Source organism: Bradyrhizobium sp. BR13661 (assembly GCF_029892425.1).
Classification (GTDB): domain Bacteria; phylum Pseudomonadota; class Alphaproteobacteria; order Rhizobiales; family Xanthobacteraceae; genus Bradyrhizobium.
This window is the reverse complement of the sequence record NZ_JARXWB010000018.1, coordinates 93109-116424: the sequence shown is the minus strand read 5'-3', so window position 1 is coordinate 116424 and position 23316 is coordinate 93109. Positions and strand designations below refer to the sequence as shown.

General features: G+C 63.1%; 21 protein-coding genes. 11 read left to right on the top strand and 10 right to left on the bottom strand.

The genetic code is table 11. The features are described 5' to 3' along the window. Window positions 1–193 precede the first annotated feature (193 nt). Window positions 194–679: a protein-export chaperone SecB gene (gene secB / locus M2427_RS26870; protein ID WP_280709883.1), complete on the top strand. Its 486-nt coding sequence runs from the start codon at window positions 194–196 to the stop codon at window positions 677–679. Here secB and dnaQ read toward each other — a convergent pair. From dnaQ to M2427_RS26850, 4 genes are read right to left on the bottom strand one after another with little or no spacing between them, the layout of a single operon-like run. Further along, window positions 676–1398: a DNA polymerase III subunit epsilon gene (gene dnaQ / locus M2427_RS26865; protein WP_280709882.1), complete on the bottom strand. Its 723-nt coding sequence runs from the start codon at window positions 1396–1398 to the stop codon at window positions 676–678. The two genes, secB and dnaQ, sit on opposite strands and share 4 nt — an antisense overlap. 41 nt (window positions 1399–1439) lie before the next feature. Continuing rightward, complete coding sequence (gene coaE / locus M2427_RS26860) at window positions 1440–2039, bottom strand: dephospho-CoA kinase (protein ID WP_280709928.1); 600 nt, start codon at window positions 2037–2039, stop codon at window positions 1440–1442. A gap of 23 nt (window positions 2040–2062) precedes the next feature. After that, complete coding sequence (locus M2427_RS26855; protein WP_280709881.1) at window positions 2063–2671, bottom strand: Maf family nucleotide pyrophosphatase; 609 nt, start codon at window positions 2669–2671, stop codon at window positions 2063–2065. Between the two features lie 21 nt (window positions 2672–2692). Beyond that, complete coding sequence (locus tag M2427_RS26850) at window positions 2693–3538, bottom strand: pyruvate, water dikinase regulatory protein (protein WP_254127385.1); 846 nt, start codon at window positions 3536–3538, stop codon at window positions 2693–2695. A gap of 459 nt (window positions 3539–3997) precedes the next feature. On the opposite strand from M2427_RS26850, the gene hemJ reads away from it, so the two are divergent. The 7 genes from hemJ (at window position 3998) to M2427_RS26815 (ending at window position 12667) form a co-directional block, all read left to right on the top strand. After that, window positions 3998–4432 carry a protoporphyrinogen oxidase HemJ gene (gene hemJ / locus M2427_RS26845; RefSeq protein ID WP_280709878.1) on the top strand — a complete coding sequence of 145 codons (435 nt, stop codon included), beginning with the start codon at window positions 3998–4000 and terminating at the stop codon, window positions 4430–4432. Between the two features lie 261 nt (window positions 4433–4693). Then, complete coding sequence (gene rho / locus M2427_RS26840) at window positions 4694–5959, top strand: transcription termination factor Rho (protein ID WP_280709876.1); 1266 nt, start codon at window positions 4694–4696, stop codon at window positions 5957–5959. Between the two features lie 317 nt (window positions 5960–6276). Further along, window positions 6277–7623, top strand: coding sequence for a tRNA uridine-5-carboxymethylaminomethyl(34) synthesis GTPase MnmE (gene mnmE / locus M2427_RS26835; protein WP_280709874.1), 1347 nt, complete (start codon window positions 6277–6279; stop codon window positions 7621–7623). Between the two features lie 437 nt (window positions 7624–8060). Beyond that, window positions 8061–9941, top strand: a complete 1881-nt coding sequence (mnmG, locus tag M2427_RS26830; RefSeq protein WP_280709872.1) for a tRNA uridine-5-carboxymethylaminomethyl(34) synthesis enzyme MnmG — start codon at window positions 8061–8063, stop codon at window positions 9939–9941. A gap of 111 nt (window positions 9942–10052) precedes the next feature. Beyond that, window positions 10053–10724 (top strand): 16S rRNA (guanine(527)-N(7))-methyltransferase RsmG, encoded by a 672-nt coding sequence (gene rsmG / locus M2427_RS26825; protein ID WP_280709927.1) that lies wholly within the window; start codon window positions 10053–10055, stop codon window positions 10722–10724. A 29-nt stretch (window positions 10725–10753) separates the two neighbouring features. After that, on the top strand, window positions 10754–11620 hold the full coding sequence (locus M2427_RS26820; protein WP_280709870.1) for a ParA family protein: 867 nt from the start codon (window positions 10754–10756) through the stop codon (window positions 11618–11620). 159 nt (window positions 11621–11779) lie between these two features. Further along, window positions 11780–12667: a ParB/RepB/Spo0J family partition protein gene (locus tag M2427_RS26815; protein ID WP_280709868.1), complete on the top strand. Its 888-nt coding sequence runs from the start codon at window positions 11780–11782 to the stop codon at window positions 12665–12667. A 118-nt stretch (window positions 12668–12785) separates the two neighbouring features. Here the strand turns inward: M2427_RS26815 and holA are convergent, their stop codons facing one another. The 3 genes from holA to leuS form a co-directional block, all read right to left on the bottom strand. Next, window positions 12786–13814: a DNA polymerase III subunit delta gene (gene holA, locus M2427_RS26810; RefSeq protein ID WP_280709926.1), complete on the bottom strand. Its 1029-nt coding sequence runs from the start codon at window positions 13812–13814 to the stop codon at window positions 12786–12788. Between the two features lie 107 nt (window positions 13815–13921). After that, entirely contained in the window at window positions 13922–14473 is a 552-nt protein-coding gene (locus M2427_RS26805) for an LPS assembly lipoprotein LptE (protein WP_280709866.1), read from the bottom strand. Then, a complete protein-coding gene (gene leuS, locus M2427_RS26800; RefSeq protein WP_280709865.1) occupies window positions 14460–17096 on the bottom strand; it encodes a leucine--tRNA ligase in 2637 nt (878 codons plus the stop codon). Before leuS ends, M2427_RS26805 begins: the two co-directional genes overlap by 14 nt. A gap of 192 nt (window positions 17097–17288) precedes the next feature. Between leuS and M2427_RS26795 the strand changes: the two genes are divergently transcribed. Beyond that, the gene (locus tag M2427_RS26795) at window positions 17289–18335 is read left to right on the top strand and encodes a GGDEF domain-containing protein (protein WP_280709864.1); all 1047 of its coding nucleotides are present in this window, start codon (window positions 17289–17291) and stop codon (window positions 18333–18335) included. Window positions 18336–18455: 120 nt separating this feature from the next. Here M2427_RS26795 and M2427_RS26790 read toward each other — a convergent pair whose 3' ends face one another. Continuing rightward, the gene (locus tag M2427_RS26790; RefSeq protein WP_280709862.1) at window positions 18456–20153 is read right to left on the bottom strand and encodes a diguanylate cyclase; all 1698 of its coding nucleotides are present in this window, start codon (window positions 20151–20153) and stop codon (window positions 18456–18458) included. Between the two features lie 109 nt (window positions 20154–20262). Between M2427_RS26790 and M2427_RS26785 the strand changes: the two genes are divergently transcribed. Further along, on the top strand, window positions 20263–20952 hold the full coding sequence (locus tag M2427_RS26785) for a YggS family pyridoxal phosphate-dependent enzyme (protein ID WP_280709860.1): 690 nt from the start codon (window positions 20263–20265) through the stop codon (window positions 20950–20952). 54 nt (window positions 20953–21006) lie between these two features. Here the strand turns inward: M2427_RS26785 and M2427_RS26780 are convergent, their stop codons facing one another. Both M2427_RS26780 and M2427_RS26775 read right to left on the bottom strand, forming a co-directional pair. Further along, on the bottom strand, window positions 21007–21792 hold the full coding sequence (locus tag M2427_RS26780) for a fumarylacetoacetate hydrolase family protein (protein WP_280709858.1): 786 nt from the start codon (window positions 21790–21792) through the stop codon (window positions 21007–21009). Between the two features lie 5 nt (window positions 21793–21797). Beyond that, entirely contained in the window at window positions 21798–22367 is a 570-nt protein-coding gene (locus M2427_RS26775) for a L,D-transpeptidase family protein (RefSeq protein ID WP_280709857.1), read from the bottom strand. 203 nt (window positions 22368–22570) lie between these two features. Here M2427_RS26775 and M2427_RS26770 point away from each other — a divergent pair, with 203 nt between their 5' ends. Further along, window positions 22571–23257, top strand: a complete 687-nt coding sequence (locus M2427_RS26770; protein WP_007598630.1) for a response regulator transcription factor — start codon at window positions 22571–22573, stop codon at window positions 23255–23257. Window positions 23258–23316: the final 59 nt, after the last annotated feature.

Here is a 23316-nt window from a genome sequence, read left to right as displayed (position 1 = left end):
CCCGATCGTGGGCGGAAATCGCGCATCTTCAAGCGTTTAACAAGCGATTTCGTGTCCGGGGCGGGAGAAACGTCCCAGTTCTGGGGGCGGCCCGGATCGACCCTCCGGAGCCGTTCGTCCTTGTGGAATGAGGCGGCCCTATGTTAGCCAACCGCCGCGAAATTCAGCCCCAATCGGGTAAGGAGACACTTCGATGACCAACGGTAACGGCACCCCTCCCGAGGCGGCCCAGGCTCCCCAGCTCAATGTGCTGGCGCAATATACCAAGGATCTGTCGTTCGAAAATCCGAACGCGCCGAGCTCGCTCCAGCAGCAAAGCCAGCCGCCCCAGATCAACATCCAGATCAATGTCGGCGCCAACAACCTCAGTGAAACCGAGTTCGAGGTCACGCTGTCGGTCGAGGGCAAGGCCGAGACCGCCGGCAAGGTGATGTTCTCATTCGAGCTGGCCTATGCCGGCGTGTTCCGCATCGCCAATGTGCCGAAGGAGAACCTGCATCCGCTGGTCATGATCGAGTGCCCGCGGCTGCTGTTTCCGTTCGCCCGCGAGATCATCGCGACCGCCGTGCGCGATGGCGGGTTCCCGCCGCTGATGCTGGACCCGGTCGATTTCGTCGGTCTCTATCGCCAGAACATGGAGCGGCAGATGGCCGCCCAGGGTCAGGCCGGTCAGGCTTAAGCCTGGCCAGCCGGAGGAACGGCTGGAGCGGGCAAATACTCGTTCCAGATCGCCTTCTCGCCCATCGTTGCGATAAAGGCCCGATGGGCCTCGCGCTCGGCATCTGACACCCGCGGCGCAAGCGGCACCGACCGCTGCCGCCGCGGTGCATCGCCGGCGCTGCTGACACGAATCTCCCGGGCATCCGACGCCAGCAAGAGCTGCGACTGCCGTGCCCCGACTAGATCGACATAAACCTCAGCCAGAAGCTCTGAATCGAGCAACGCGCCGTGCTTGGTACGGTGTGAATTGTCGATCGAATAGCGCGAGCAGAGATCGTCGAGCCGGTTCGATACGCCCGGATGCTTCCGCCGCGCCAGCAGCAGCGTATCGACCAGCCGCTCCCGCGGAATCGGCGCGCGCTTGATCCGGTCGAGCTCGGCATTGATGAAGCTGATGTCGAACGAGGCGTTGTGGATCACCAGCGGCGCATCGCCGATGAATTCCAGGAACTCGTCGACCACCTCGTGGAACAGCGGCTTGGTCGACAGGAATTCAGCCGACAGCCCGTGGACGGCGAAAGCTTCCGCCGGCATGTCGCGCTCGGGATTGATATAGACGTGATAGGTCTGTCCCGTCGGCATGCGGTTGAGGATCTCGACGCAGCCGATTTCGACGAGGCGATCGCCGCGCAGGGGATCGAGGCCGGTGGTTTCGGTATCGAGGACGATTTCGCGCATGATTTTAAGATGCCGTGCAAGACGCCGTAAAAGTCGGCGAATCAGGTCCGCCGCTGCGGCATCTTAGCGACCTCGGTCAGGATGTGCGTGATTTGCGCGCGCACCGGCTGCAGCCCGTGTGACGTATCCACCACGAAATCAGCCCGCTTGCGCTTTTCGGCATCGGACATCTGCTTGGCAATGATGGCGTCGAGTTTGGCCTCGTCCATGGTTCCCCGCGCCAGCACACGCTCGCGCTGAACTTCCGGCGAGGTCGAGACCACGACCACGGCATCGACGCGCTTCTCGCCACCGGTCTCGAACAGCAGAGGAATGTCGAGAACCACGACCGGCGCCTCGGCGGCTTCCGCGTCGGCAAAGAATTTCTGCCGGGAAGCACCGAGCATGGGGTGAACAATCTGCTCGAGCTGCTTGATGGCGGCGGGATCGTGCACCACGCGCGCCGACAGCTTTGCCCGGTCGACCTTGCCGTTCACGGTGGTCCCGGGGAAGGCAGCCTCGATCGCCGGCACGGCCTCGCCCTCATAGAGCTGATGGACGGCGGCATCGGCGTCGTAGACGGGCACGCCGGCCTCCGCGAACAATTTCGCGGTGGTGGATTTGCCCATCCCGATCGAGCCGGTCAGTCCGAGGATCCGCATCAGCATCTGGCCATATCTAGTGTCTAAACCGCAATTAGATGCTCGCTCCGCAGGAACGCAAGCAGCGGCAGCAGCGGCAGACCAAGAATGGTGAAATGATCGCCCTCGATGCGCTCGAACAGATGGATTCCGAGACCCTCCAACTGATAGGCGCCAACGCTCGTGGTGACGGCATTGCCGGCAGCGTCGAGATAGGCCGACAACTCCGCCTCGGTCATTGGCCGCATGGTCATGCGGGCGACCGATACATCCTCGAAGACAATCTTGCCGTCGCGCGCGACAGCCACGGCAGAATTCAGCTCGTGGCTTTTGCCTGCGAGATCGCGCAATTGCGCCAATGCCTGCGGGCGTCCGGCGGGCTTGTTGAAGAGACGGTCGCCGAGCGCCAGTGTCTGGTCGGCACCGATCACGTAACTTCCCGGACGATTTGCTGAGACCGCCATGGCCTTCTCACGCGCCAAGAGCAGGCCGATCTCACGCGGGTTTGAAAGTTTCGATGCAGCCTGAATGCCCCGCTCGTCGACATCAGCGGTCACCGCCTCGAATTCGAGCCCGGCATTTTCGAGCAGCATTTTTCGCGCGCTGCTCTGCGACGCCAGGATCAACGGAGAGGTGCCGCGCCACAGACCCATCTTTGCGAACTATTCCCAAGATTATTCAGAAGGCCGGTTGCGCTGGCGATCGCTGTAGAGCTTCATGATCGCGGCTGCAGTTTCCTCGATCGAGCGCCGCGTCACGTCGAGCAGCGGCCAGTCGTGCTTGGCGCTGAGCTTGCGCGCGAACGCAACCTCCTCGGTGACCGATTGCCTGTCAGTATAGGTGTCGCTGCCGGATCCGGATTCGGCGCCCATGGAGAGCAGGCGGTTCTGTCGGATCTGGATCAGGCGTTCGGGCGTCGCATGCAGGCTCACCACCAGCGGGCGCGTCAGTGTCTCCAATTGCGCCGGCACCGGAATGCCCGGCACGAGCGGCACGTTTGCGGTGCGAATGCCGCGGTTGGCAAGATAGATCGATGTCGGCGTCTTCGACGTGCGGGACACGCCGACCAGCACGACATCAGCTTCCTCGAGCCCTTCGACATGCTGGCCGTCATCGTGGATCATGGTGTAGTTCAAGGCATCGATGCGCTTGAAATATTCCGCATTGAGCACGTGCTGCGCGCCGACGCGACCCGTCGTCGCGGCACCGAGATAGGCTTCGAACAATTGCATCACCGGGCCGATGATCGACAGGCTCGGAACGTTGATCGCCTTGCACTTGTCCTCGAGCCTGGAGACCAGGTCCTTCTCCAGCAGCGTGAACAGCACGATTCCAGGCGCCTCCTCGATCTCGTCGAGCACGCGGTCGAGCTGCTTCTGGCTGCGCACCAGCGGATAGACATGCTCGACCGGGGTGACGTTCGCATATTGCGCGGCGACGGCGCGCGCGACCGTAATCAGGGTCTCGCCGGTGGAGTCGGAGACGAGGTGCAGATGGAAATAATTGTTCGAGGTCGGCACAAAAACTCTTTGTATGGAGGCGGTGTGGTTTGTGGATTTCTGTGGACCTTAACCCCTCGGAAAGCGTTGCGCGACACCGGGGGCGGGATAAGTGCCAATTTTCTTCACACCACTGCCCGTCGGAACAAGTCCGGTCGCCTGTCGAGAGAGAAGCGGGATTGCGCCGATAACTCCCTTGATAGGCTGCGGATCAAAATGCGCAAGCCTTTGAGCTCGGACCATTTATCTGGCCAGACAGGAACTGGCAGGGACATGTTGATGGATGTGAACAAGCGCGCGCGAACGTGCGGACGGCATTGTGTGAGTCCAATCCACGGTCACTCAGACTCAAACCTTAAGAATCTAAGATTCTAGATTTGAGGAAGGCGCTACCGAAGGATATGTGTGGAGGCGAGACCTTAACGAGTTCTTACTATCCCCAGACCGCCGAGCAGGCGGACGGAAAGCCAGGCGCCAAGAATGTTTGAAGACGTCTATCTCTGGGTCAAGGCGCTGCACGTCATTGCGGTCATCGCCTGGATGGCCGGCATGCTCTATCTGCCCAGGCTGTTCGTCTATCACTCGGAAGCCGAGATCGGCTCAAAACAGTCCGAAACCTTCAAGGTCATGGAGCGCCGGCTGTTCAAGGCGATCATCAATCCCGCCATGATCGTCACCTGGCTCGCCGGGCTTTATCTCGCCTGGGCCGGTCACTGGTTCAGCTTCGGCTGGCTGCACGTAAAACTGGCAATGGTCCTCGCCATGTCCGCGGTCCACGGCTTTTTTTCCCGCTGGCTCAAGGACTTCGCGGCCGACAAGCGCCTGCACAGCCAGAAATTCTTCCGGATTATCAATGAGGTGCCGACCGTCCTGATGATCATCATCGTCATCATGGTGATCGTGAAGCCGTTCTAGGCAAGATTTGAGGCAGGAAACGTGAACGATCGCTCAGCGCTTCGGCTTGCGGAGTGGAAAGCGATTTTCTATATTGTCGACATCCCACCCAACGCAGGCGGATGTGGTTGTGTCTGAGCTTTTTAAAGGCCGGACACCGCATCAGGTTTGAAGCCCCACGGGCACGTAACCTTGCCAGACCTGCGGACCTTACCTTCTCGCGTCCGCATTTCAGAGCCTCCTCGCACCCCCCTCCCAAGGCTACCCCACAGGACCACCCCAATGCGGGAAATTAAACTCGAAGACCTCAAGTCCAAAACGCCGGCCGAGCTGGTCTCGTTTGCGGAGGAAAACGGGGTCGAGAACGCCAGCACCATGCGCAAACAGGAGCTGCTGTTCGCCATCCTCAAGCAGCTTGCGCTGGCTGAGACAGACATCGTCGGCCAGGGTGTGGTCGAGGTTCTCTCCGACGGCTTCGGCTTTCTCCGCTCTCCCGATGCGAATTATCTGCCCGGCCCTGATGACATCTACGTTTCGCCCTCGCAGATCCGCCGCTTCGGCCTGCGCACCGGCGACACCATCGAAGGCCATATTCGCAGCCCGAAAGAGGGCGAGCGCTATTTCGCGCTGCTGAAAGTCAACACGCTCAATTTCGAGGATCCGGAAAAGGCCAAGCACAAGGTCAATTTCGACAACCTCACGCCGCTGTTTCCGAACCAGCGTTTCCGCATGGAAATCGACGATCCGACGCGGAAAGACCTGTCGGCACGCGTGATCGACATCGTCGCCCCGATCGGCAAGGGCCAGCGCGCGCTGATCGTGGCGCCGCCGCGCACGGGTAAAACCGTGCTGATGCAGAACATCGCGCACTCGATCGCGCACAACCATCCCGAATGTTATCTGATCGTACTTCTGATCGACGAACGTCCGGAAGAAGTCACCGACATGCAGCGCTCGGTGAAGGGCGAGGTCGTGTCGTCGACCTTCGACGAACCGGCGGTGCGCCACGTTCAGGTCGCCGAGATGGTGATCGAAAAGGCCAAGCGCCTCGTCGAGCATGGTCGCGACGTCGTCATCCTGCTCGATTCGATCACGCGCCTCGGCCGCGCCTACAACACGGTGGTGCCGTCCTCAGGCAAGGTGCTGACCGGCGGTGTCGACGCCAACGCGCTACAGCGCCCGAAGCGCTTCTTCGGTGCCGCCCGCAACATCGAGGAGGGCGGCTCGCTGACCATCATCGCGACCGCACTGGTCGATACCGGCAGCCGCATGGACGAAGTCATTTTCGAAGAGTTCAAGGGCACCGGTAACTCGGAACTGATCCTGGACCGGAAGGTCTCGGACAAGCGCACCTTCCCGGCGATCGACATCTCGCGCTCCGGCACCCGCAAGGAGGAGCTCATCACCGATCCGCAGGTGCTGAAGAAGATGTACGTGCTCCGCCGCATCCTCAACCCGATGGGTACGATGGACGGAATCGACTTCCTGCTCGACAAGCTGCGCTCGACCAAGAGCAATTCGGAGTTCTTCGACTCCATGAATACCTGAGTGCAGTGCAGCAAGACATCAGGGCGCCTTCGGGCGCCCTTTTTCGTTGTGCAGCTTTGCTGCAGGGAAAGTGCAGCATGGCGACGAGTGGCAGGCTTCCGAATCATGGTGTCAATTAAGTTGTTGATATATTTATCAAATAGTTGACTTATGATCGACCGAAATCGCTCTGGATGGCGACTTTTGCGGCAAAATCCGAGTGCACTGCTGCAGTGCAATATTTATCTTATTGCGGGTTTGACCGCAGCAAAATCGTTGCTCCGGCTGACCGAGAACGGGCCCGTTTGCCTTTTCCCCGCCAGCCGGACAAATAGGCCATGCACCCGCGAGACCAGACCATCTTTGCGCTGTCGTCCGGCCGTCCGCCGAGCGCGATCGCCCTGGTGCGCGTTTCCGGTCCGCAAGCAGGGATCGTGCTGACATCCCTCGCGGGCAAGCTGCCTGCGCCGCGGCAGGCCAGCCGTCGGCTGCTTCGTGACAGTGCGGGCCAGCCGATCGACGACGCGGTCGTGCTCTGGTTTCCAGGGCCGGGGAGCGCGACCGGCGAGGACATCGCCGAATTTCACGTCCATGGCGGCCGCGCGGTGCTATCCGCGCTCTTTACCGCAATTTCTTCAATTCCGAATACGCGCGCGGCGGAACCCGGCGAGTTCACCCGGCGCGCCTTCGAGAACGGCAAGCTCGACCTGACCGAGGCCGAGGGCCTCGACGATCTCATTCATGCCGACACCGATCGTCAGCGCCGCCAGGCGCTGCGCCAGTTGCAAGGCCTGCTCGGCAATCGCGCACGCGACTGGCGCGAGCGCATCATCGAGGCCTCGGCCCTGATCGAGGCCGGCATCGATTTTTCCGATGAGGGCGATGTGCCGGCGGAGCTGCGGGCGCCAGCGGTGAAAGCGATCAAGGCGCTGCACGACGAAATTGCAGAAGTACTTGCGGCTCAGGGACATTCTGAACGGCTGCGCGATGGCCTGATGGTTGCGATCGCCGGCCCGCCGAATGTCGGCAAGTCGACGCTGATGAATCAGCTCGCCCGCCGCGAGGTCGCGATCGTCTCGCCGCACGCCGGCACCACGCGTGACATCATCGAGGTGCAGCTCGATCTCGACGGCTATCCCGTTACCGTGATCGACACGGCTGGCATCAGAGAGACCGATGATCCCGTCGAGCAGGAAGGTGTGCGCCGCGCGAGGGCGCGGGCCGAGGATGCCGACCTCGTGTTGTGGCTGGTGGAGGGGGAGCGCGCTGTCGGTCCGGACGTAATGCGGTCGCTCCTCCAATCGGGCGCGGGAGATCAGTCCCACAGCTCGGTCTGGGTCGTACGCAACAAGATTGATCTAGGCGGAGCTGGTCCGCAGGGTGAGCTCGGAATCTCGGCGAGCCGCGGCGATGGCATTCCCGAACTGGTCGAGGCTCTCGTGAAATTTGCGGCCGAGTTTTTTGGAACCACCGAAGGTGCGTTGGTCACGAGGGCTCGGCAACGAGATTTGTTGGCGCGGGCCTCGGACAGCTTGCGTCGGAGTTTGGAACTTGTAGAAGAGGGGGAAGAGCTGGCCGCCGAAGAACTGCGTGCCGCCGCTTATGCTCTTGGTCGGCTGCTTGGCCGAGTCGACGTCGAGGACGTCCTTGGGGCCATCTTCCAGAAGTTCTGTATTGGAAAGTAGCCCTAGTTCTACAATGTAGGACTAGCGCTTGTTCCATTGCTTGTGTTTCACGTGAAACACAGACGAGGGTTCCTGACTGTTTCACGTGAAACAACGCAGGCTCATAAGCAGCGGTGAGCCTCTGGCTCCATCCGCGTCATTGCGAGGAACACTTGCGACGAAGCAATCCGGACTGCCTTCGTCGAGGGAATTCTGGATTGCTTCGCTGCGCTCGCAATGACGGAGCACGGCGGCGGGAGGCTCGCTTCAATGGACGGGTCGTGCCCATAGCCCGGTCATCCTGTTTCACGTGAAACACCAATCAGGCCAACACCCTCCCTACTGTGCATGGGGTTGTTTTCGCGAACCACGCAGCAGCCCACCCCGTTTCACGTGAAACATCCACCTCACCCAGTTTCCACTTCCGGCTTTCCTGCCTCTGAGCTAGAAGTCCGCCCATGCGTACAGAGCAAGCGAGTTTCGACGTCATCGTCATCGGCGGCGGCCATGCCGGCTGCGAGGCCGCGGCTGCGGCCGCCCGGATGAGCGCGACGACGGCGCTGGTGACGCACCGCTTCTCGACCGTCGGCGCGATGTCCTGCAATCCCGCCATCGGCGGTCTCGGGAAGGGCCATCTGGTCCGTGAGGTCGATGCGCTCGACGGCCTGATGGGCCGGGTTGGCGACGCCGGCGGGATCCAGTTTCGCGTTCTCAATCGCCGGAAAGGTCCGGCTGTCCGTGGTCCGCGGGCGCAGGCTGACCGGAAGCTCTATGCCGCCGCCATGCAGATCGCGATCCGGGAGACCGGGGGACTTTCCGTCATCGAAGGCGAGGCCGACGAACTCATCGTGGTCGATGGCCGGGTGACGGGACTGCGCCTGGCTGATGGCCGAGAGCTCCGGGCAGGGGCCGTTGTCGTCACCACCGGCACCTTCCTCCGTGGTCTGATCCATCTCGGCGAGAAGAATTGGCCTGCCGGTCGGGTCGGAGAGGCCCCCGCGATGGGTCTTTCGGCCTCGTTTGAGCGCGCTGGCTTCAAGCTCGGACGCCTCAAGACCGGCACGCCGCCGCGTCTGGATGGGTCGACGATCGACTGGTCCGCGGTCGAGATGCAGCCCGGTGACGAGCCGCCGGAGCCGTTTTCGGTGATGACCGGGCGGATCACGACTCCGCAGATCCAGTGCGGGATCACTCGGACCACGGCCGCCACCCATGAGGTGATCCGAGCCAATGTCCATCGCTCCCCGATGTACTCCGGCCAGATCAAGAGCTCGGGTCCGCGCTATTGCCCCTCGATCGAGGACAAGATCGTCCGCTTCGGCGATCGCGATGGCCATCAGATCTTCCTCGAGCCGGAAGGCCTCGACGATACGACCGTCTATCCCAATGGCATCTCCACATCACTTCCAGAGGAGGTCCAGCTCGCGATCCTGGCCAGCATCCCTGGCCTGGAGCGGGTGAAGATGGTCCGTCCCGGCTACGCCATCGAGTACGACCACATCGATCCCCGCGAGCTCGATCCGACCCTGCAGACCAAGCGCCTGCGCGGTCTCTTCCTGGCCGGGCAGATCAACGGCACCACAGGATATGAGGAAGCTGCCGGCCAGGGCATCGTGGCCGGCCTGAATGCGGCGCTCGCTGCCGGCGGCGCCGCGCTGACCGTGTTCGACCGGGCTGATGGATACCTCGGGGTCATGATCGACGACCTTGTCACCCGCGGGATCACCGAGCCCTATCGGATGTTCACCTCGCGGGCCGAATACCGGCTGACTTTGCGGGCGGACAATGCCGATCAGCGTCTGACCGAGAAGGGGATCGCGCTGGGCTGTGTCGGGAGCGCCCGGACGCAGTATCACCGGAGCAAGATGGACGCCCTGAATGCCGCCCGGGCGCTCTCGAAGTCTCTGACGATCACCCCGAACGAGGCGATCAAGCACGGGTTGTCCCTCAACCACGACGGCCAGCGTCGGTCGGCCTTCGAGTTGATGGCCTATCCTGATATCGGTTGGAGCCAGGTCCGGGCGATCTGGCCGGAGCTCTCGGCGATCGATCCTGTCATCGCCACCCATCTTGAGATCGACGCCAAATACGACGTCTATCTGGAGCGCCAGAGCGCCGACGTCGAAGCTTTCCGGCGCGATGAGGGGATGGTGCTCTCCGACGTCGATTACAGCCTCGTCCCGGGTCTCTCCAATGAGGTTCGTGCCAAGCTGCAAAAGGCGCGGCCCTTCACGGTCGGGCAGGCCGGCCGGATCGACGGCATGACGCCGGCAGCGCTCGGCATCCTCGCGGCCTATCTCCGCCGAGAAGCACGCAAGTCGTCCAAAGCAATCGCATAGGCGTTTCACGTGAAACAGCGCGGACCGGGCGGCGACAGACCACTAACGCGACGACCCGAAGCAGGTGAGGGTGGCGCGCGCCGATCTGACCCCGCGCCCAGCAAACCGAAGATCGCCAAGGCCGGCGCTAACGATCAGGCACTCGACTCCGTCATCGCCGCGGACAAGCGTGCGGCCTTGAAGCTCGCGCCGGTTTCACATGAAACGGAGGCGCGGCTCGATCGCTATATCGCGTTGCTCCGGGAATGGCAGGCCAAGACCAATCTGGTCGCGCCCTCGACCTTGCCAAACCTCTGGACCCGGCACATCGCCGACTCACTTCAGCTCGTCGATCTCGCACCGTCGGCCAAACGATGGGCCGACCTCGGCAGCGGTGGCGGCTTTCCAGGTGTAGTCCTTGCCTGCGCGATGGCCGGAACACCGGGCGCCAGCGTCCATCTTGTCGAGCGAATCGCCAAGAAGGCCGCGTTTTTGCGCGAGGCGATCCGCGTCACCACATCTCCGGGAGTCGTACATCTCGCTGAGATCGGGGATAATGTGGATAGAATCACCGGCCCCGTCGATTGCGTCACCGCGCGAGCACTGGCTCCGCTACACCAGCTCATCGGCTTTGCGGAGCCGCTGATGCGCCAAGGCGCAAAAGCGTTGTTTCTCAAAGGTCAAGATGTAGAGGCTGAATTGACCGAAGCCGCTAAATATTGGAATATTCAGCCGCAGCTCCACCAAAGCCGGACGGGCGATGGTTGGATCGTCGAGCTGGCTTCAGTTGAACGGCGCGGGTGAGCGTTCAGGGGTTGAGTTGGGGAATTTCGATGACCGTGACTGACGAGCCGAAGCAAGACCAGACCGCCCAAGAGCAGTCTGAAGTCCCGCATGGCCACCCGCGCATCCTGGCGCTGGCGAATCAAAAGGGTGGTGTGGGAAAAACAACCACAGCGATCAACCTTGGCACGGCACTCGCTGCAATCGGCGAGCGCGTCCTGATCGTCGATCTCGATCCGCAGGGCAACGCCTCGACCGGTCTCGGCATCGATCGCCGCAACCGCTCCTGCTCGACCTATGACGTGCTGATCGGCGAGGCGCCGCTGCGCGAGGCCGTTGTCTCGACCGCAGTGCCGCGGCTCCACATCGCGCCTTCGACCATGGACCTCTCCGGTCTCGAGCTCGAACTGGGCACCACGCCCGGCCGCGCCTTCAAGCTGCGTGACGCGATCTCCTCGCTCAACAACAACGTTTCGCCGGACGCCGACTACACCTACGTGCTGATCGACTGCCCGCCTTCGCTGAACCTGCTCACGGTGAATGCGATGGCCGCATCCGACGCGATCCTGGTGCCGCTGCAGTGCGAGTTCTTCGCGCTCGAAGGTCTGTCGCAATTGCTGCAGACGGTGGAGCAGGTGCGCTCGACGCTCAATCCGAACCTGTCGATCCACGGCATCGTGCTGACCATGTTCGACTCGCGCAACAACCTCTCGAACCAGGTCGTCGCCGACGTCCGCCAGTTCATGGGCGAGAAGGTCTACAAGACCATGATCCCGCGCAACGTGCGCATCTCGGAAGCGCCGTCCTACGGCAAGCCGGTGCTGGTCTACGATCTCAAATGCGTCGGCAGCGAAGCTTACCTGCGGCTTGCCACCGAAGTGATCCAGCGCGAGCGCGAGCTGCGCGTCACGCATTGAAGGTGCCGTAGTCCGTAGGGTGGGTTAGCGCAGCGTAACCCACCAAGTCTCTCGGCTCGAACAAGCCTGTGGCGGATTACGCTACGCTAATCCGCCCTACGATCGACAATTCGAAATTCAGTTCTGGAGTGCTGCAGCGTGAATCCAAGGGAGTTGGCAATGGCCGACGAAGCGCGTTCGCGATTGGGCCGGGGTCTTGCGAGTCTGATCGGCGATGTCGGTGGCGAGGCTCAGCACGTCGATCGTCCGCGCGCGCAGCGCAAGGTGCCGATCGAATTCATCAAGGCAAATCCGCGCAACCCGCGCCGGACCTTTTCGGACACCGAGCTCAAGGAGCTCTCGGAATCGATCAAGCAGCACGGCGTGATCCAGCCGATCGTGGTGCGTCCAGTGAAGGGCGCGCAGGATCGCTTCGAGATCATCGCGGGCGAACGGCGCTGGCGCGCCTCGCAGATGGCGGGCCTGCATGAAGTGCCGATCGTGCCGGTCGACATCAGCGACAGCGATGCGCTGGAATTCGCGATCGTCGAGAACGTGCAGCGCGAAGACCTCAACCCGATGGAAGAGGCGCAGGGCTATCACGCGCTCGCCAACGAGTTCAAACGCAGCCAGGACGACATCGCCAAGGTCGTCGGCAAGAGCCGCAGCCACGTTGCCAACATGATGCGGCTGACCAAGCTGCCAGCGGAGGTCCAGGCCTTCATCGCGGAAGGCCAGCTGACCGCCGGTCACGCCCGCGCGCTGATCGGCGTGCCCGATCCGCTGGCAGCGGCCAGGCGTATCGTCGCGGAGGGCCTCAATGTCCGTCAGACTGAGGCGCTCGCGCATGAAGAGGGCGTACCTGAGCGCAAGCCGCAAAAGGCGCGTGCCACTGGAGGCAAGGAGAAGGATCCTGACACGATCGATCTCGAGAAGCGCGTCAGTGACGCCCTTGGCCTCAAGGTGACCGTCAATCACCGCGATCCCGGCGGCTCGGTCCAGATCAACTACCGCAACCTCGATCAGCTCGACGAGGTGATGAAGCGGCTGGCGAAGGGCGCGCTGTAGACCGCGCACTCTCCACGTCATTGCGAGCGAAGCGAAGCAATCAAGAATCTTTCCGCGGAGGGACCCTGGATTGCTTCGTCGCAAGAGCTCCTCGCAATGACGGGGAGAGAGTGGCGTGCTATCCCCGCCGCCTCGCATTCGCGGCGATCGCCATCAGCGTGCGCTGGGCGATGGTGGCGGCCAGGGTCGATTGCTTGCGGGTGTCGAGCGCAGCGGCCGCAAGCTGCTCGATGATGCCGGCGAGGCGCGCCACGCTGAAATTGCGCAACGCCGTTTCGACCATAGGCTTCCGTGAAAAATGCAGGCGCGGGAATCCGCCGTCGAGCACCGCGGAGGCCGGCGTGCCGTCGGCAATCGCGAGCGCGGATTTGTGCAGCCACGCGGCCTGGCGCTGCGCGGCCGAGATGATCACGCCCGGATAGGTGCCGGCGATCATCGCTTTTGCGAACTCGGTCTCGACGATATCGGGCCGGCCGGCGAAGGCGCCGTCGACGATCGGATCGAGCTTCAGCTCGGAGGCATCAGCCACCACGGCCATGACGTCGTCCAGCGTGATCTCGCCCTTGCCGTAGCCATAGAGCGTGAGCTTGCGCAGTTCGTTGCGCGAGGCCTGGCGGTCTCCGCCGAGGAATGACATCAGCGCGGCGCGGGCATCCTGCGTGATGCGCAGATTCGCGATGCGGAGCTCGTCGTCCATCAGCTTGGCGAGGTCGCGCTCCGTGTCGGGATAGCAGCCGATCGCCACGGCGGTCTTGGCCTTCTCGCAGGCTTTGCGCAGCGGCGATTCCGGACGCAGCTCGCCGGCCTCGATCACGATGCGGCAATCTTTCACGCCCATCTCGGCCAGCGTGTCGACGCCGGCGGCGAAGCTGCGCGATCCTGCGCGGATGCGGATGGCGCGGCGTCCGCCGAACAGCGGCACGGTCATGGCTTCGTCGACCAGGCGCGACGGCTCGGCGGAAAGTTCGTCGCCGTCGAGCTTCACCAGCGAGAAGGGATCGTTGGGATCGTCGACGGCGGATGCAATCAGCGCGTCGGCGCGCTCGCGCACGAGGCCGGCATCGGGACCATAGAGCAGGATGATCGGGCGGCCCGCGTCAGGACGGGCGAGGAAGGCGTCGATCTCTTTTCCGCGCAGCGCGACCATGTTGCTCAAGGTTCGTCATTCCGGGGCGCGCCAAGCGCGAACCCGGAATCTCGATCTACAATCTCTGGATTCCGGGCTCGCCCTGCGGGCGCCCGGAATGACGGGAACTAGCTCCCCGCGGTGAAGAACGCGGCGAGCCTTGTGTTGATGTTCTCGGCGATCTCGTTGGCGGCACGATCCTCGGCGTCACGCAGTGCGCGGTTGCGGGCGAAGCGCTGATAGGAGCCGGGCAGATCATAGGACACCCGCGAGAACGTGGTGCCGGTCATCACCGATTTCCCGGTCACAACCTCGATCAGATTGTACTGGCAGTCGATGCCGTAGTTCTCGGTGTTCGGCAGGCCGGTCGCGGCATTGACGATCAGGGACGTCTTGCTGGTGTTGAAACGGATCACCAGGCGGTGCGTCGGCGGCATGCCTGTGGCCGAGCCGTAGAGCTTGAAGGCCAGCGCGTTGCGGACTTCGACTCCGACCCGGGCTTCGCGCGAGGCGTTCGCCTTGTCGACCGGCGGGAGGTCGACACCCATCAGCTTTTCGCGCAGGCCGGGGGTGCCGTCGGTATGCTCGGCATACATCGGCTGGAAGCAGCCGGCCGTCAGCGCCGCCAATGCAGCGACAGCCAGCAAGCGGGCTGCGATACGGATCCTAGCCGACAACATTCACGATCCTCTTGGGGACGATGATCACCTTGCGGACGGGCTTGCCGTCCAGGGCTAGTTTTACAGCATCGAGGGCCAAAGCGGCAGCCTCGATTTCCGGATTCTGGGCCGCTGTTGCAACCGTGACCTCGCCCCGCTTCTTGCCGTTGACCTGAACCACCAGGGTCACGCTGTCTTCAACCAGCAAATCGCGTTCGATTTGCGGCCAATTGGCCTCCGAAACCAGCCCGGGCTGCCCCATGACCTGCCAGCACTCCTCGGCCAGATGCGGCATCATCGGGGAGAACAGCTGGACCAGGATCTGGCTGGCCTCCCGGATCGCCCAAGCCAAATCTGGAGCGAGGTCAGCCGCTGGCTGGCCGGGGCGCTGCAGCACCTCTGAGAAGGTATTGGTGAATTCGCGGATATGGGCGAGGCAGACGTTGAAGTGCAGCCGCTCGACGCCTGATGTGACCTTGTCGAGCGCGCCATGAGCGGCTTTGCGCAAGAGGAGTGCGTCGTCCCCGAACGCGGCCGGGCGGGCCGCCGGGGCAGCCTTGCCGAGTTCCACCGCGTCGTTCACCAGCCGCCACAGCCGCTGCACGAAGCGCGAGGCGCCCTGGACGCGCTCGTCGCTCCAGATCACGTCGCGGTCGGGAGGGGAATCCGACAGCATGAACCAGCGGGCGACGTCGGCGCCGTAGGTTGCGATGATGTCGTCGGGGTCGACCGTGTTCTTCTTCGACTTCGACATCTTCTCGATCGCGCCGATCGTGACGTCTTCGCCTGTCGCCAGCAGCGTCGCGCGGCGTCCGTTGCCGCCAACGTCGATCTTCACCTCGGCCGGTTGCACCCAGCTGCCGTCGGCCTTCTGGTAGGTCTCGTGCACCACCATGCCCTGCGTGAACATGCCTGCGAACGGCTCGTCCAGCGCGATGTGCCCGGTCGCCTTCATCGCGCGGGTGAAGAAGCGGCTGTAGAGCAGATGCAGGATCGCGTGCTCGACGCCGCCGATATACTGGTCGACCGGCAGCATCCGGTTGGCGACCGCAGGCGTCGTCGGCGCGGTCTCGTTCCAGGGATCGGTGAAGCGCGCAAAATACCAGGACGAATCCACGAAGGTGTCCATGGTGTCGGTTTCGCGGCTAGCGCTGCCGCCGCATTTCGGGCAGGTCACGTGCTTCCAGGTCGGGTGATGGTCGAGCGCGTTGCCCGGCTTGTCGAAGCTCACATCCTCCGGCAGCACCACCGGCAACTGGTCGTCCGGCACCGGCACCACGTCGCACTTCGGACAGTGGATGACGGGAATCGGGCAGCCCCAATAGCGCTGGCGCGAGATGCCCCAGTCACGCAGACGGAAATTGACCTGGCGCTCGCCGACCGGCGCGTTGCCGCGCAGCTCGTTTTCCAGGCGCCTTGCGACTTCGTCCTTGGCCTGCTCGATGGTCATGCCGTCGAGGAAACGCGAATTGATCATGCGGCCGTCACCGTCATAGGCGGTGTCGGTGATGACGAACGATTTCGGATCCTGGCCCTCGGGGCACACCACCGGCGTATTGCCGAGGCCGTATTTGTTGACAAAGTCGAGGTCGCGCTGGTCGTGCGCGGGGCAGCCGAAGATCGCGCCCGTGCCGTATTCCATCAGCACGAAGTTGGCGACATAGACCGGCAGCTTCCAGCTCGGGTCAAACGGATGCACGGCGTGGATGCCGGTGTCGAAACCCTGCTTCTCCGCGGTGTCGATGATCGACTGCGCGGTGCCGATCTTCTTGATGTCGGAGATGAACTCCGCAAGGTCAGGATTCTTGGCAGCCGCTGCCTGCGCCAGCGGATGGTCGGCCGAGATCGCCATGAACTTCGCGCCGAACAGCGTGTCGGGGCGCGTCGTGAAAATCTTCAGCTCGTTCTCGCCGGCGGGCGTGGTCGCGGCATCGAGCGCGAAACGGATCAACAGGCCCTCGGAGCGGCCGATCCAGTTGCGCTGCATCAGTCGCACCTTGTCGGGCCAGCGGTCGAGGCCCTCAAGCGCGGACAGCAATTCCTGCGAGTACTTCGTGATCTTGAAGACCCACTGGCTCATTTCCCGTTGTTCGACAACAGCGCCCGAACGCCAGCCGCGGCCGTCGATCACCTGCTCGTTGGCGAGCACGGTCATGTCGACCGGATCCCAGTTGAGCTTGCGTTTCTCGCGCTCGGCCAGACCGGCGGCGAGCATGTCGAGGAACATCTTCTGCTGGTGCTTGTAATAGCTGGGATCGCAGGTCGCGAATTCGCGCGACCAGTCCAGCGACAGCCCGATCGAGCGGAGCTGTTTCTTCATCGCGGCGATGTTGTCGTAGGTCCAGGCCTTCGGTGCGACCTTGCGCTCGATTGCGGCGTTCTCGGCCGGCAGGCCGAAGGCGTCCCAGCCCATCGGATGCAGCACGTTGAAGCCCTTGGCGCGCATGAAGCGGGCCAGCACGTCGCCGAGCGTGTAATTGCGGACATGGCCGATATGGATGCGCCCGGACGGGTAGGGGAACATCTCGAGCACATAGTATTTTGGCCGCGAATCATCGTTCTTCGAGACGAAGATCGCCTGTTCGTCCCATTGGCGTTGCCAGCGCGGTTCAGCGTCGCGGGCGTTATAGCGTTCGGAGGTCATGGAATCGTTGCGTTTTCGTGGTTTCGGCAGCCTGAAGAGGCCGGACTAGGCCATAGAAGTCCTCGGGGGGTCAATGGGTTGCCGCTGCCGGCGGCGTCCCGCAATACTGCTCCGCATAAGTACGGACAAGGCTATTGGGACCAGATTAAGGGCTCGGTGCGAAGTTGCCTCCCAACAGCACCCCTGCAGGCGATGGCATCCAGTTTCGACGATCCGGATTACGACTATGCCGCGTCCATCGCCGGACGGGCGGTGCGGAGCATGGCCGAACAGCGGATTCCGCCGACGCCGACCAACTTCGCCATCTGGTTCCAGTACTACGCTGGCGGCCAGGACGATTTGCGTAACGCCATCGATCTCCTGATCGACCACAACCGCCCCTTCGACACCAGGACCAATCAGGACCTGTTCGAGACCTATATCGTGCCCCAGGTGAGCGCCCACGTCGTGGATACGTCCGAACGGCTGCATGCCCTCATGGGCGCGGCAAAGGAGTTTCTGACCACCGCGATCGCCGACAATCATTCCCAGATGCAGGCGATCAGCCAGGTCGCGGACCAGGGCAAGGCCGGCGTCGATCCGAAGGCGCTGGTCGCCCAGCTCATGAACGAGCTGGCGCGGGCCGCCACCCGCGCGACGCGGCTCGAAGCGGGATTCGAGGAAAAGACCCGCGAGCTCGATGTTATCAGAGATTCGCTCAGCAAGTCCGAGGAGCGCGCCCGGACCGATACGCTGACGGGCCTTGCGAACCGGCGGGCGCTGGATGAATTCCTGCGCAAGGCGCAGACGACCGCAGAGTGGGGCGAGCCGCTCAGCGTGCTCTTGCTCGACATCGACCACTTCAAGACGTTCAACGATAATTTCGGCCACGGCGTCGGCGACCAGGTGCTGCGGCTGATGGCGAAGGTGCTGCGCGAAAAGGTTCGCCAGCAGGATCTGCCGGCCCGCTATGGCGGTGAGGAGCTGATCGCGGTGCTGCCCGACGCCGATCTTGCCGCTTGCGTCGAGATCGCCGAGCGCATCAGGCAGGCGATCGCGGACGCAAGAATCACGCGCCGTTCGACCGGCGAGGTGTTGCCGCACATCACGATTTCGATTGGCGTTGCGCAGTACCGGACGGGCGAAACCGTCGCCGATCTGATCGAGCGCTGCGATCGCGCGCTCTATCTCGCCAAGGGCGGCGGCCGCAATCGCGTGGTGACGGAAGACGAGCTCGATCGCGCCGAGGCTGCGGGCTAAAGACCAGCCGCGCGAGAGCCTAGAGCATGATCCGGAAAAGTGCGCAGCGGTTTTCCGAAGAGATCATGCTCAAACAATAACCTAAGTTGCGATGACCATTCATCCAAATCTCATCGCACTTCAGCCCGCCATCGCGATTCCGGCAGTGCTGCCCTCGATCCGCAAAATCCCGTGCTCGACAACATTGTTGCGACCGCGATGTTTCGCGGCGTAGAGCGCCGCATCGGCGGCTTCGATCAGATCGCCCGGACGCAAGGTCTCGTTCGGCCTCGTCGCCGCAACGCCGATCGACACCGTGACCACCATGTGGGCAGATGTGATGTGCGGCAGGCAAAGCTTCAGCACGGCCGAACGCACCTGTTCGCCGATCTCGACGGCGCGCATCACGTCGGTGTTCGGCAGCAAGAGGCAGAATTCCTCGCCACCATAGCGCGCCGCAAAGCCCATCGTGTCGGCGGCGATGCCGGACAGCGATTCGCCGAGGCGGGTCAGGCAGGAATCGCCTTCGAGATGGCCGTAGGTGTCGTTGAACAGCTTGAAATGGTCGACGTCGATCATCAGCAGCGCGAGCTCGCTGCCATATTGCTGCGCGCGCATCCATTCGAAGTCGAGCCGGCTCTGGAAGCCGCGCCGGTTGGCAAGTCCCGACAGCATGTCGATCGAGGCCATCACCGTCAGCCGATCGTTGGTCGCGATCAGCTCGCGCTCGCGCTGGCTGAGCTGCGCAGCCATCCCGTTGAAGGCGCGCGCCAGCGGCACGAATTCGGACGGCAGCCGGGTGCGCGCGGCGCGGGCCGACAGATCGCCCTCGCCGAGGCGCTTGGCCATGTCGGCAAGCATTTCGATCGGCTTGATCACGAGCTTCTCGGCCGCGATCAGCGCGCCGAGCAGCACGAACATGACGACGAAGGCGAGCTGCAGATAGGCGGTGCGGATGTCGCGGCTGACCGCCGCGGACACCTTGTCTTCATCGATGCTGGCGATCAGGCGGGCATTGGTGCCGGCGATGCGCGTGTAGCTGACCGCGCGACGCGAGCCGTCGGCGGCGAGGAACGACAGCGAGCCTTCGTCCTGGTCCGAGCGCAAGGCCTTGTCGGCGATGGCCGACATCAAGGGCATGTTGTCGAGCGGACGGCCGACGACGCTGTGCTGATCGGCGGGCGCGGCCAGCACCGTGCCGGCGCTGTCGACCAGCACCGCCGTGATGCCCTCGCGGCCGCCCAGATTGTTCATCACCTTCGACATCCAGTCGAGGTTGACGGTCGCCAGCACGACGGCATCGGCGGCGCCGCTGAACGCGGAAACCGGATAGACCGCCATCACGGTCGGCGACTGCACCGGACGCGACAGGATGAAGTCGCTCAGCACGAAGCGGCCGGTCTCCTGCGCCTGCTGGAAATAGGGACGGTCAGACAGGTCGAGGCCGACATACATGTTGTTGGTCGCGCACTGGATGCGGCCGTCCTGGCCGGCGATCAGCAGCGTGCGGATCCAGGGAAGGCTCGTCGGCAGGCTCGCGCGCAGCACGTCGCAGCTCTTGCTGACGCCGCCGGCGGAGGCGCGGATGAAGGCTTCCGATTTCAGGATCGTCTCGACCGACGAGATCACCTCGCGCTGCGCATCGGCGCTGTGCTTTGCGACGGTGGTGAATTCGGTCGTGGCTTGCGCGATCTGCTTGGCGCGGGTGTCCTCGAGCGAACGGATGCGATCGAGCATGAGCGGCGCGACAAGAATGACAGCGAGCAATGCAAGCCGGGCCCTGATGCCGAGGACCTGCTTGAGTTTTGCTCGTTTGCGGTTGAAACTAACGTTTGCCATCTTCGCGACCCACCCCGCCGGACAAGGTAAAGCGAAGGGTTCAAAAACTCTTTCTTGAACTGGGTAAAATTGGAACTACCTCCGTTACGCTCACAGCGCGATCGATCTCATGACAGAAGATAATGCCGTGCCGGTAACCGGCCATTCACCAAACGCGCTCGCCGCGGTCGAGGCCGAGATTGCACGTGCCTGCAAGGATGCGCGGCGCGCACGCGCCTCCGTGACGCTGATCGCCGTGTCCAAGACGTTCGCCGCCGATGCAATTATCCCTGTCATCGGTGCCGGACAGCGCGTGTTCGGCGAGAATCGCGTGCAGGAAGCCAAGGGCAAGTGGCCGGCGTTAACGGCTGATTATCCAGACATTGTGCTGCATCTGATCGGACCGCTGCAATCCAACAAGGCGAAAGAGGCGGTGGCGCTGTTCGATGCGATCCATTCGGTCGACCGTCCGAGCATTTGCCAGGCGTTAGCCAAAGAAATCGAATCCCAGAACAAGCACCCGCAACTCTTCGTCCAGATCAACACCGGCGAGGAGCCACAGAAGGCCGGCGTCGCGCCCGGCGAGGCCGATGCCTTCCTCGCGAGTTGCCGCGACACCTATGGCCTGACGATCTCAGGCCTCATGTGCATTCCGCCGGTGGACGAGCCGCCGGCCGCACATTTCGCGCTGACCGCCAAGATCGCCGCGCGCAACGGCTTGCAGAACCTGTCGATGGGCATGAGCGCGGACTATGCGACCGCCATCATGCTGGGCGCTACCCATGTCCGCGTGGGCAGCGCGATCTTCGGGCACAGGTAGGAGTCGGCGTATTTATTTTGGTCGTCCTGGCGAAAGCCAGGACGACGATGGTGATTACACAAACCTCACCGACACCTTCCCCAGCACGCCGAAATCCGCGGCGAAATGATCGCCGGTCTGGATCGGCAGCGGCGGATGGCAGGTGCCTGTCGTCACCACCGCCCCTGCCCGCAACGTGATACCGAGCCCGCGCAGCTCATTGGCGAGCCAGGTCAATGCTATCAGGGGATCGCCGAGCACGTTCTTGCCATGACCGACATAGCGCTCGCCGCGCAGCGTGATCACGGGTCGTACCTCGACGAGATCCATTGCGCGCCAGTTCGCAGATGTCGCCGGGCCCAGTACGAACAGATGCGCACACGCGTTGTCGGCGATGAGCTGCGCCTCGCCGGCGCTGGCGAAATCGGCGAAACGCGAATCCGGAATTTCGATGGCGGGATGCAACGTATCGACGGCGGCGAGCACCTCGTCGACCGCGTACGGCGTTGGCCGCGGCGGCAAATCGCGCCCCATGCGGAAACAGAATTCCGGCTCGCCGACGCGCATCGCGTTGCCCTTCATCGACGCAGTGCCACCGTCGGCGATGACGGTGTCGCTCATGATGCGGCCGGCCAGCGGGCCCGCGACGTTGATGTGCTTCTGCCCGGCCTCGCTCGTCGCCGCGATCTTCCAGCCGAACAGTTTTCCGAGCGTTTGATTTTCAAGGACGGCTTGGACCGCATATCCGTCCGCCCGGCTCTGCGGCCGCAGCCGCGTCTCCAGAGCGTCGAACTTGGTGCCGTCACGCCAGTGTCGAACCAGGACTTGCGAAGCCGCGGCGATCTGATCCTTGTCGAGCATTGCCCTCACCCGATGATGATTTTTGTCTTGGGTCCTATCAGCCGCAGCAATTGCAGCATCGCAGATTTGGTCATGGAGACGCAGCCCGCCGTAGGACCGAAATTGTCGCGCGCCAGGTGCAAGAACACCGCGCTGCCGCGGCCGGCGATTCGGGGCCTGGTGTTGTGGTCGATTTCGATGATGAAGTCATAGAGCTGGTCGGCGCGCTTGAGCCGGTCGCCGCCCTCGCCCTGCCCGCGCCGGATCCACTGGTTGTAGTGGCGATCCCCGGGGTCCTCGCACCAGGCGTCCGCGCCGGTGATGATTCGCGCCGGCAAAAAGGTTCTGGGGCGGCTGTGCCGGTCGCCCCGCCACCATAATTGCCTCGGCCGAAAGCTGCCCCTGGGCGTGCCGCCATCGCCCTCGCGCTTGTTGGCCAGAATGCCGCCGCGCCCCAGCGCGACCGGAATCGTCAGGCCGGCTGCGGTCAGCCAGCCCCGGCGCGGATTCCCGGCGGCAGCCTTAACGCGGATCGCCGAAACCGGTCCCGATCCCCGATTTCTGGTGTAACTTGCTGACGCGGCTTTGTTTTTCATGCGAAATCGCGATGTCGAATTCATTACAGGACATTCATCGAAACGCCCTGCTATTCTGGGTTAGAGTGCTTCCGGCTTGTGAATCGGTAACAGCCCACTACTTCAACACGAACAACAATAAAAATAGCGACCCCTAAACTTCCCATCACGGCTGGGTGCGGCATGCATGCGCGCCTCGCCGGACTCCAAAAGGATGACCCCCTATGGCCAATGCCCGCAAGATCCTGATCGTGGATGACGATACCGATCTGCGCGACACGTTGGTGGAGCAATTATCGCTACACGAAGAATTTGAAGCCTCCGCCGTCGATACCGGCGCCAAGGGCGCCAGCGCCGCAAAGGCCAACGCCCCCGATCTCGTGCTGATGGATGTCGGCCTTCCCGACACCGACGGCCGCGAGGTGGTTCGCTCCTTGCGCAAGGGCGGCTTCAAGGCGCCGATCATCATGCTGACGGGGCATGACACCGATTCCGACACGATTTTGGGCCTGGAATCCGGTGCCAACGACTATGTGGCAAAACCCTTCCGCTTCGCCGTGCTGCTGGCCCGCATCCGCGCGCAGCTACGGCAGCACGAGGCCAGCGAGGACGCGGTGTTCTCGGTCGGCCCCTACTCCTTCCGTCCCGGCTCCAAGATGCTGACCGCGGCCAATGCCCGCAAGGTCCGCCTCACCGAGAAGGAAACGGCGATCCTGCGCTTCCTCTACCGCGCCGGCCAGATGCCGGTCTCGCGCGAAACCCTGCTCCAGGAAGTCTGGGGCTACAATTCCGGCGTCACCACCCACACGCTGGAAACCCACATCTACCGTCTTCGCCAGAAGATCGAGAAGGATGCCGCCAACCCGGAAATCCTGGTGACGGAAGCCGGTGGCTACAAGCTGGTGCCGTGATACGTTCCAGGAGCGCGCGATTCGTCGTAAATTCGCGCGTTCCTCGAGCTTCGGACCGG

Coding starts and splice junctions, on each gene's coding strand:
- secB (WP_280709883.1), top strand. CDS start 194: ATGACCAACGGTAACGGCACCCCTCCCGAGGCGGCCCAGGCTCCCCAG.
- dnaQ (WP_280709882.1), bottom strand. CDS start 1,398: ATGCGCGAAATCGTCCTCGATACCGAAACCACCGGCCTCGATCCCCTG.
- coaE (WP_280709928.1), bottom strand. CDS start 2,039: ATGCGGATCCTCGGACTGACCGGCTCGATCGGGATGGGCAAATCCACC.
- M2427_RS26855 (WP_280709881.1), bottom strand. CDS start 2,671: ATGGGTCTGTGGCGCGGCACCTCTCCGTTGATCCTGGCGTCGCAGAGC.
- hemJ (WP_280709878.1), top strand. CDS start 3,998: ATGTTTGAAGACGTCTATCTCTGGGTCAAGGCGCTGCACGTCATTGCG.
- rho (WP_280709876.1), top strand. CDS start 4,694: ATGCGGGAAATTAAACTCGAAGACCTCAAGTCCAAAACGCCGGCCGAG.
- mnmE (WP_280709874.1), top strand. CDS start 6,277: ATGCACCCGCGAGACCAGACCATCTTTGCGCTGTCGTCCGGCCGTCCG.
- mnmG (WP_280709872.1), top strand. CDS start 8,061: ATGCGTACAGAGCAAGCGAGTTTCGACGTCATCGTCATCGGCGGCGGC.
- M2427_RS26820 (WP_280709870.1), top strand. CDS start 10,754: ATGACCGTGACTGACGAGCCGAAGCAAGACCAGACCGCCCAAGAGCAG.
- M2427_RS26815 (WP_280709868.1), top strand. CDS start 11,780: ATGGCCGACGAAGCGCGTTCGCGATTGGGCCGGGGTCTTGCGAGTCTG.
- holA (WP_280709926.1), bottom strand. CDS start 13,814: ATGGTCGCGCTGCGCGGAAAAGAGATCGACGCCTTCCTCGCCCGTCCT.
- M2427_RS26805 (WP_280709866.1), bottom strand. CDS start 14,473: ATGTTGTCGGCTAGGATCCGTATCGCAGCCCGCTTGCTGGCTGTCGCT.
- leuS (WP_280709865.1), bottom strand. CDS start 17,096: ATGACCTCCGAACGCTATAACGCCCGCGACGCTGAACCGCGCTGGCAA.
- M2427_RS26795 (WP_280709864.1), top strand. CDS start 17,289: ATGGCATCCAGTTTCGACGATCCGGATTACGACTATGCCGCGTCCATC.
- M2427_RS26790 (WP_280709862.1), bottom strand. CDS start 20,153: ATGGCAAACGTTAGTTTCAACCGCAAACGAGCAAAACTCAAGCAGGTC.
- M2427_RS26785 (WP_280709860.1), top strand. CDS start 20,263: ATGACAGAAGATAATGCCGTGCCGGTAACCGGCCATTCACCAAACGCG.
- M2427_RS26780 (WP_280709858.1), bottom strand. CDS start 21,792: ATGCTCGACAAGGATCAGATCGCCGCGGCTTCGCAAGTCCTGGTTCGA.
- M2427_RS26775 (WP_280709857.1), bottom strand. CDS start 22,367: ATGAAAAACAAAGCCGCGTCAGCAAGTTACACCAGAAATCGGGGATCG.
- M2427_RS26770 (WP_007598630.1), top strand. CDS start 22,571: ATGGCCAATGCCCGCAAGATCCTGATCGTGGATGACGATACCGATCTG.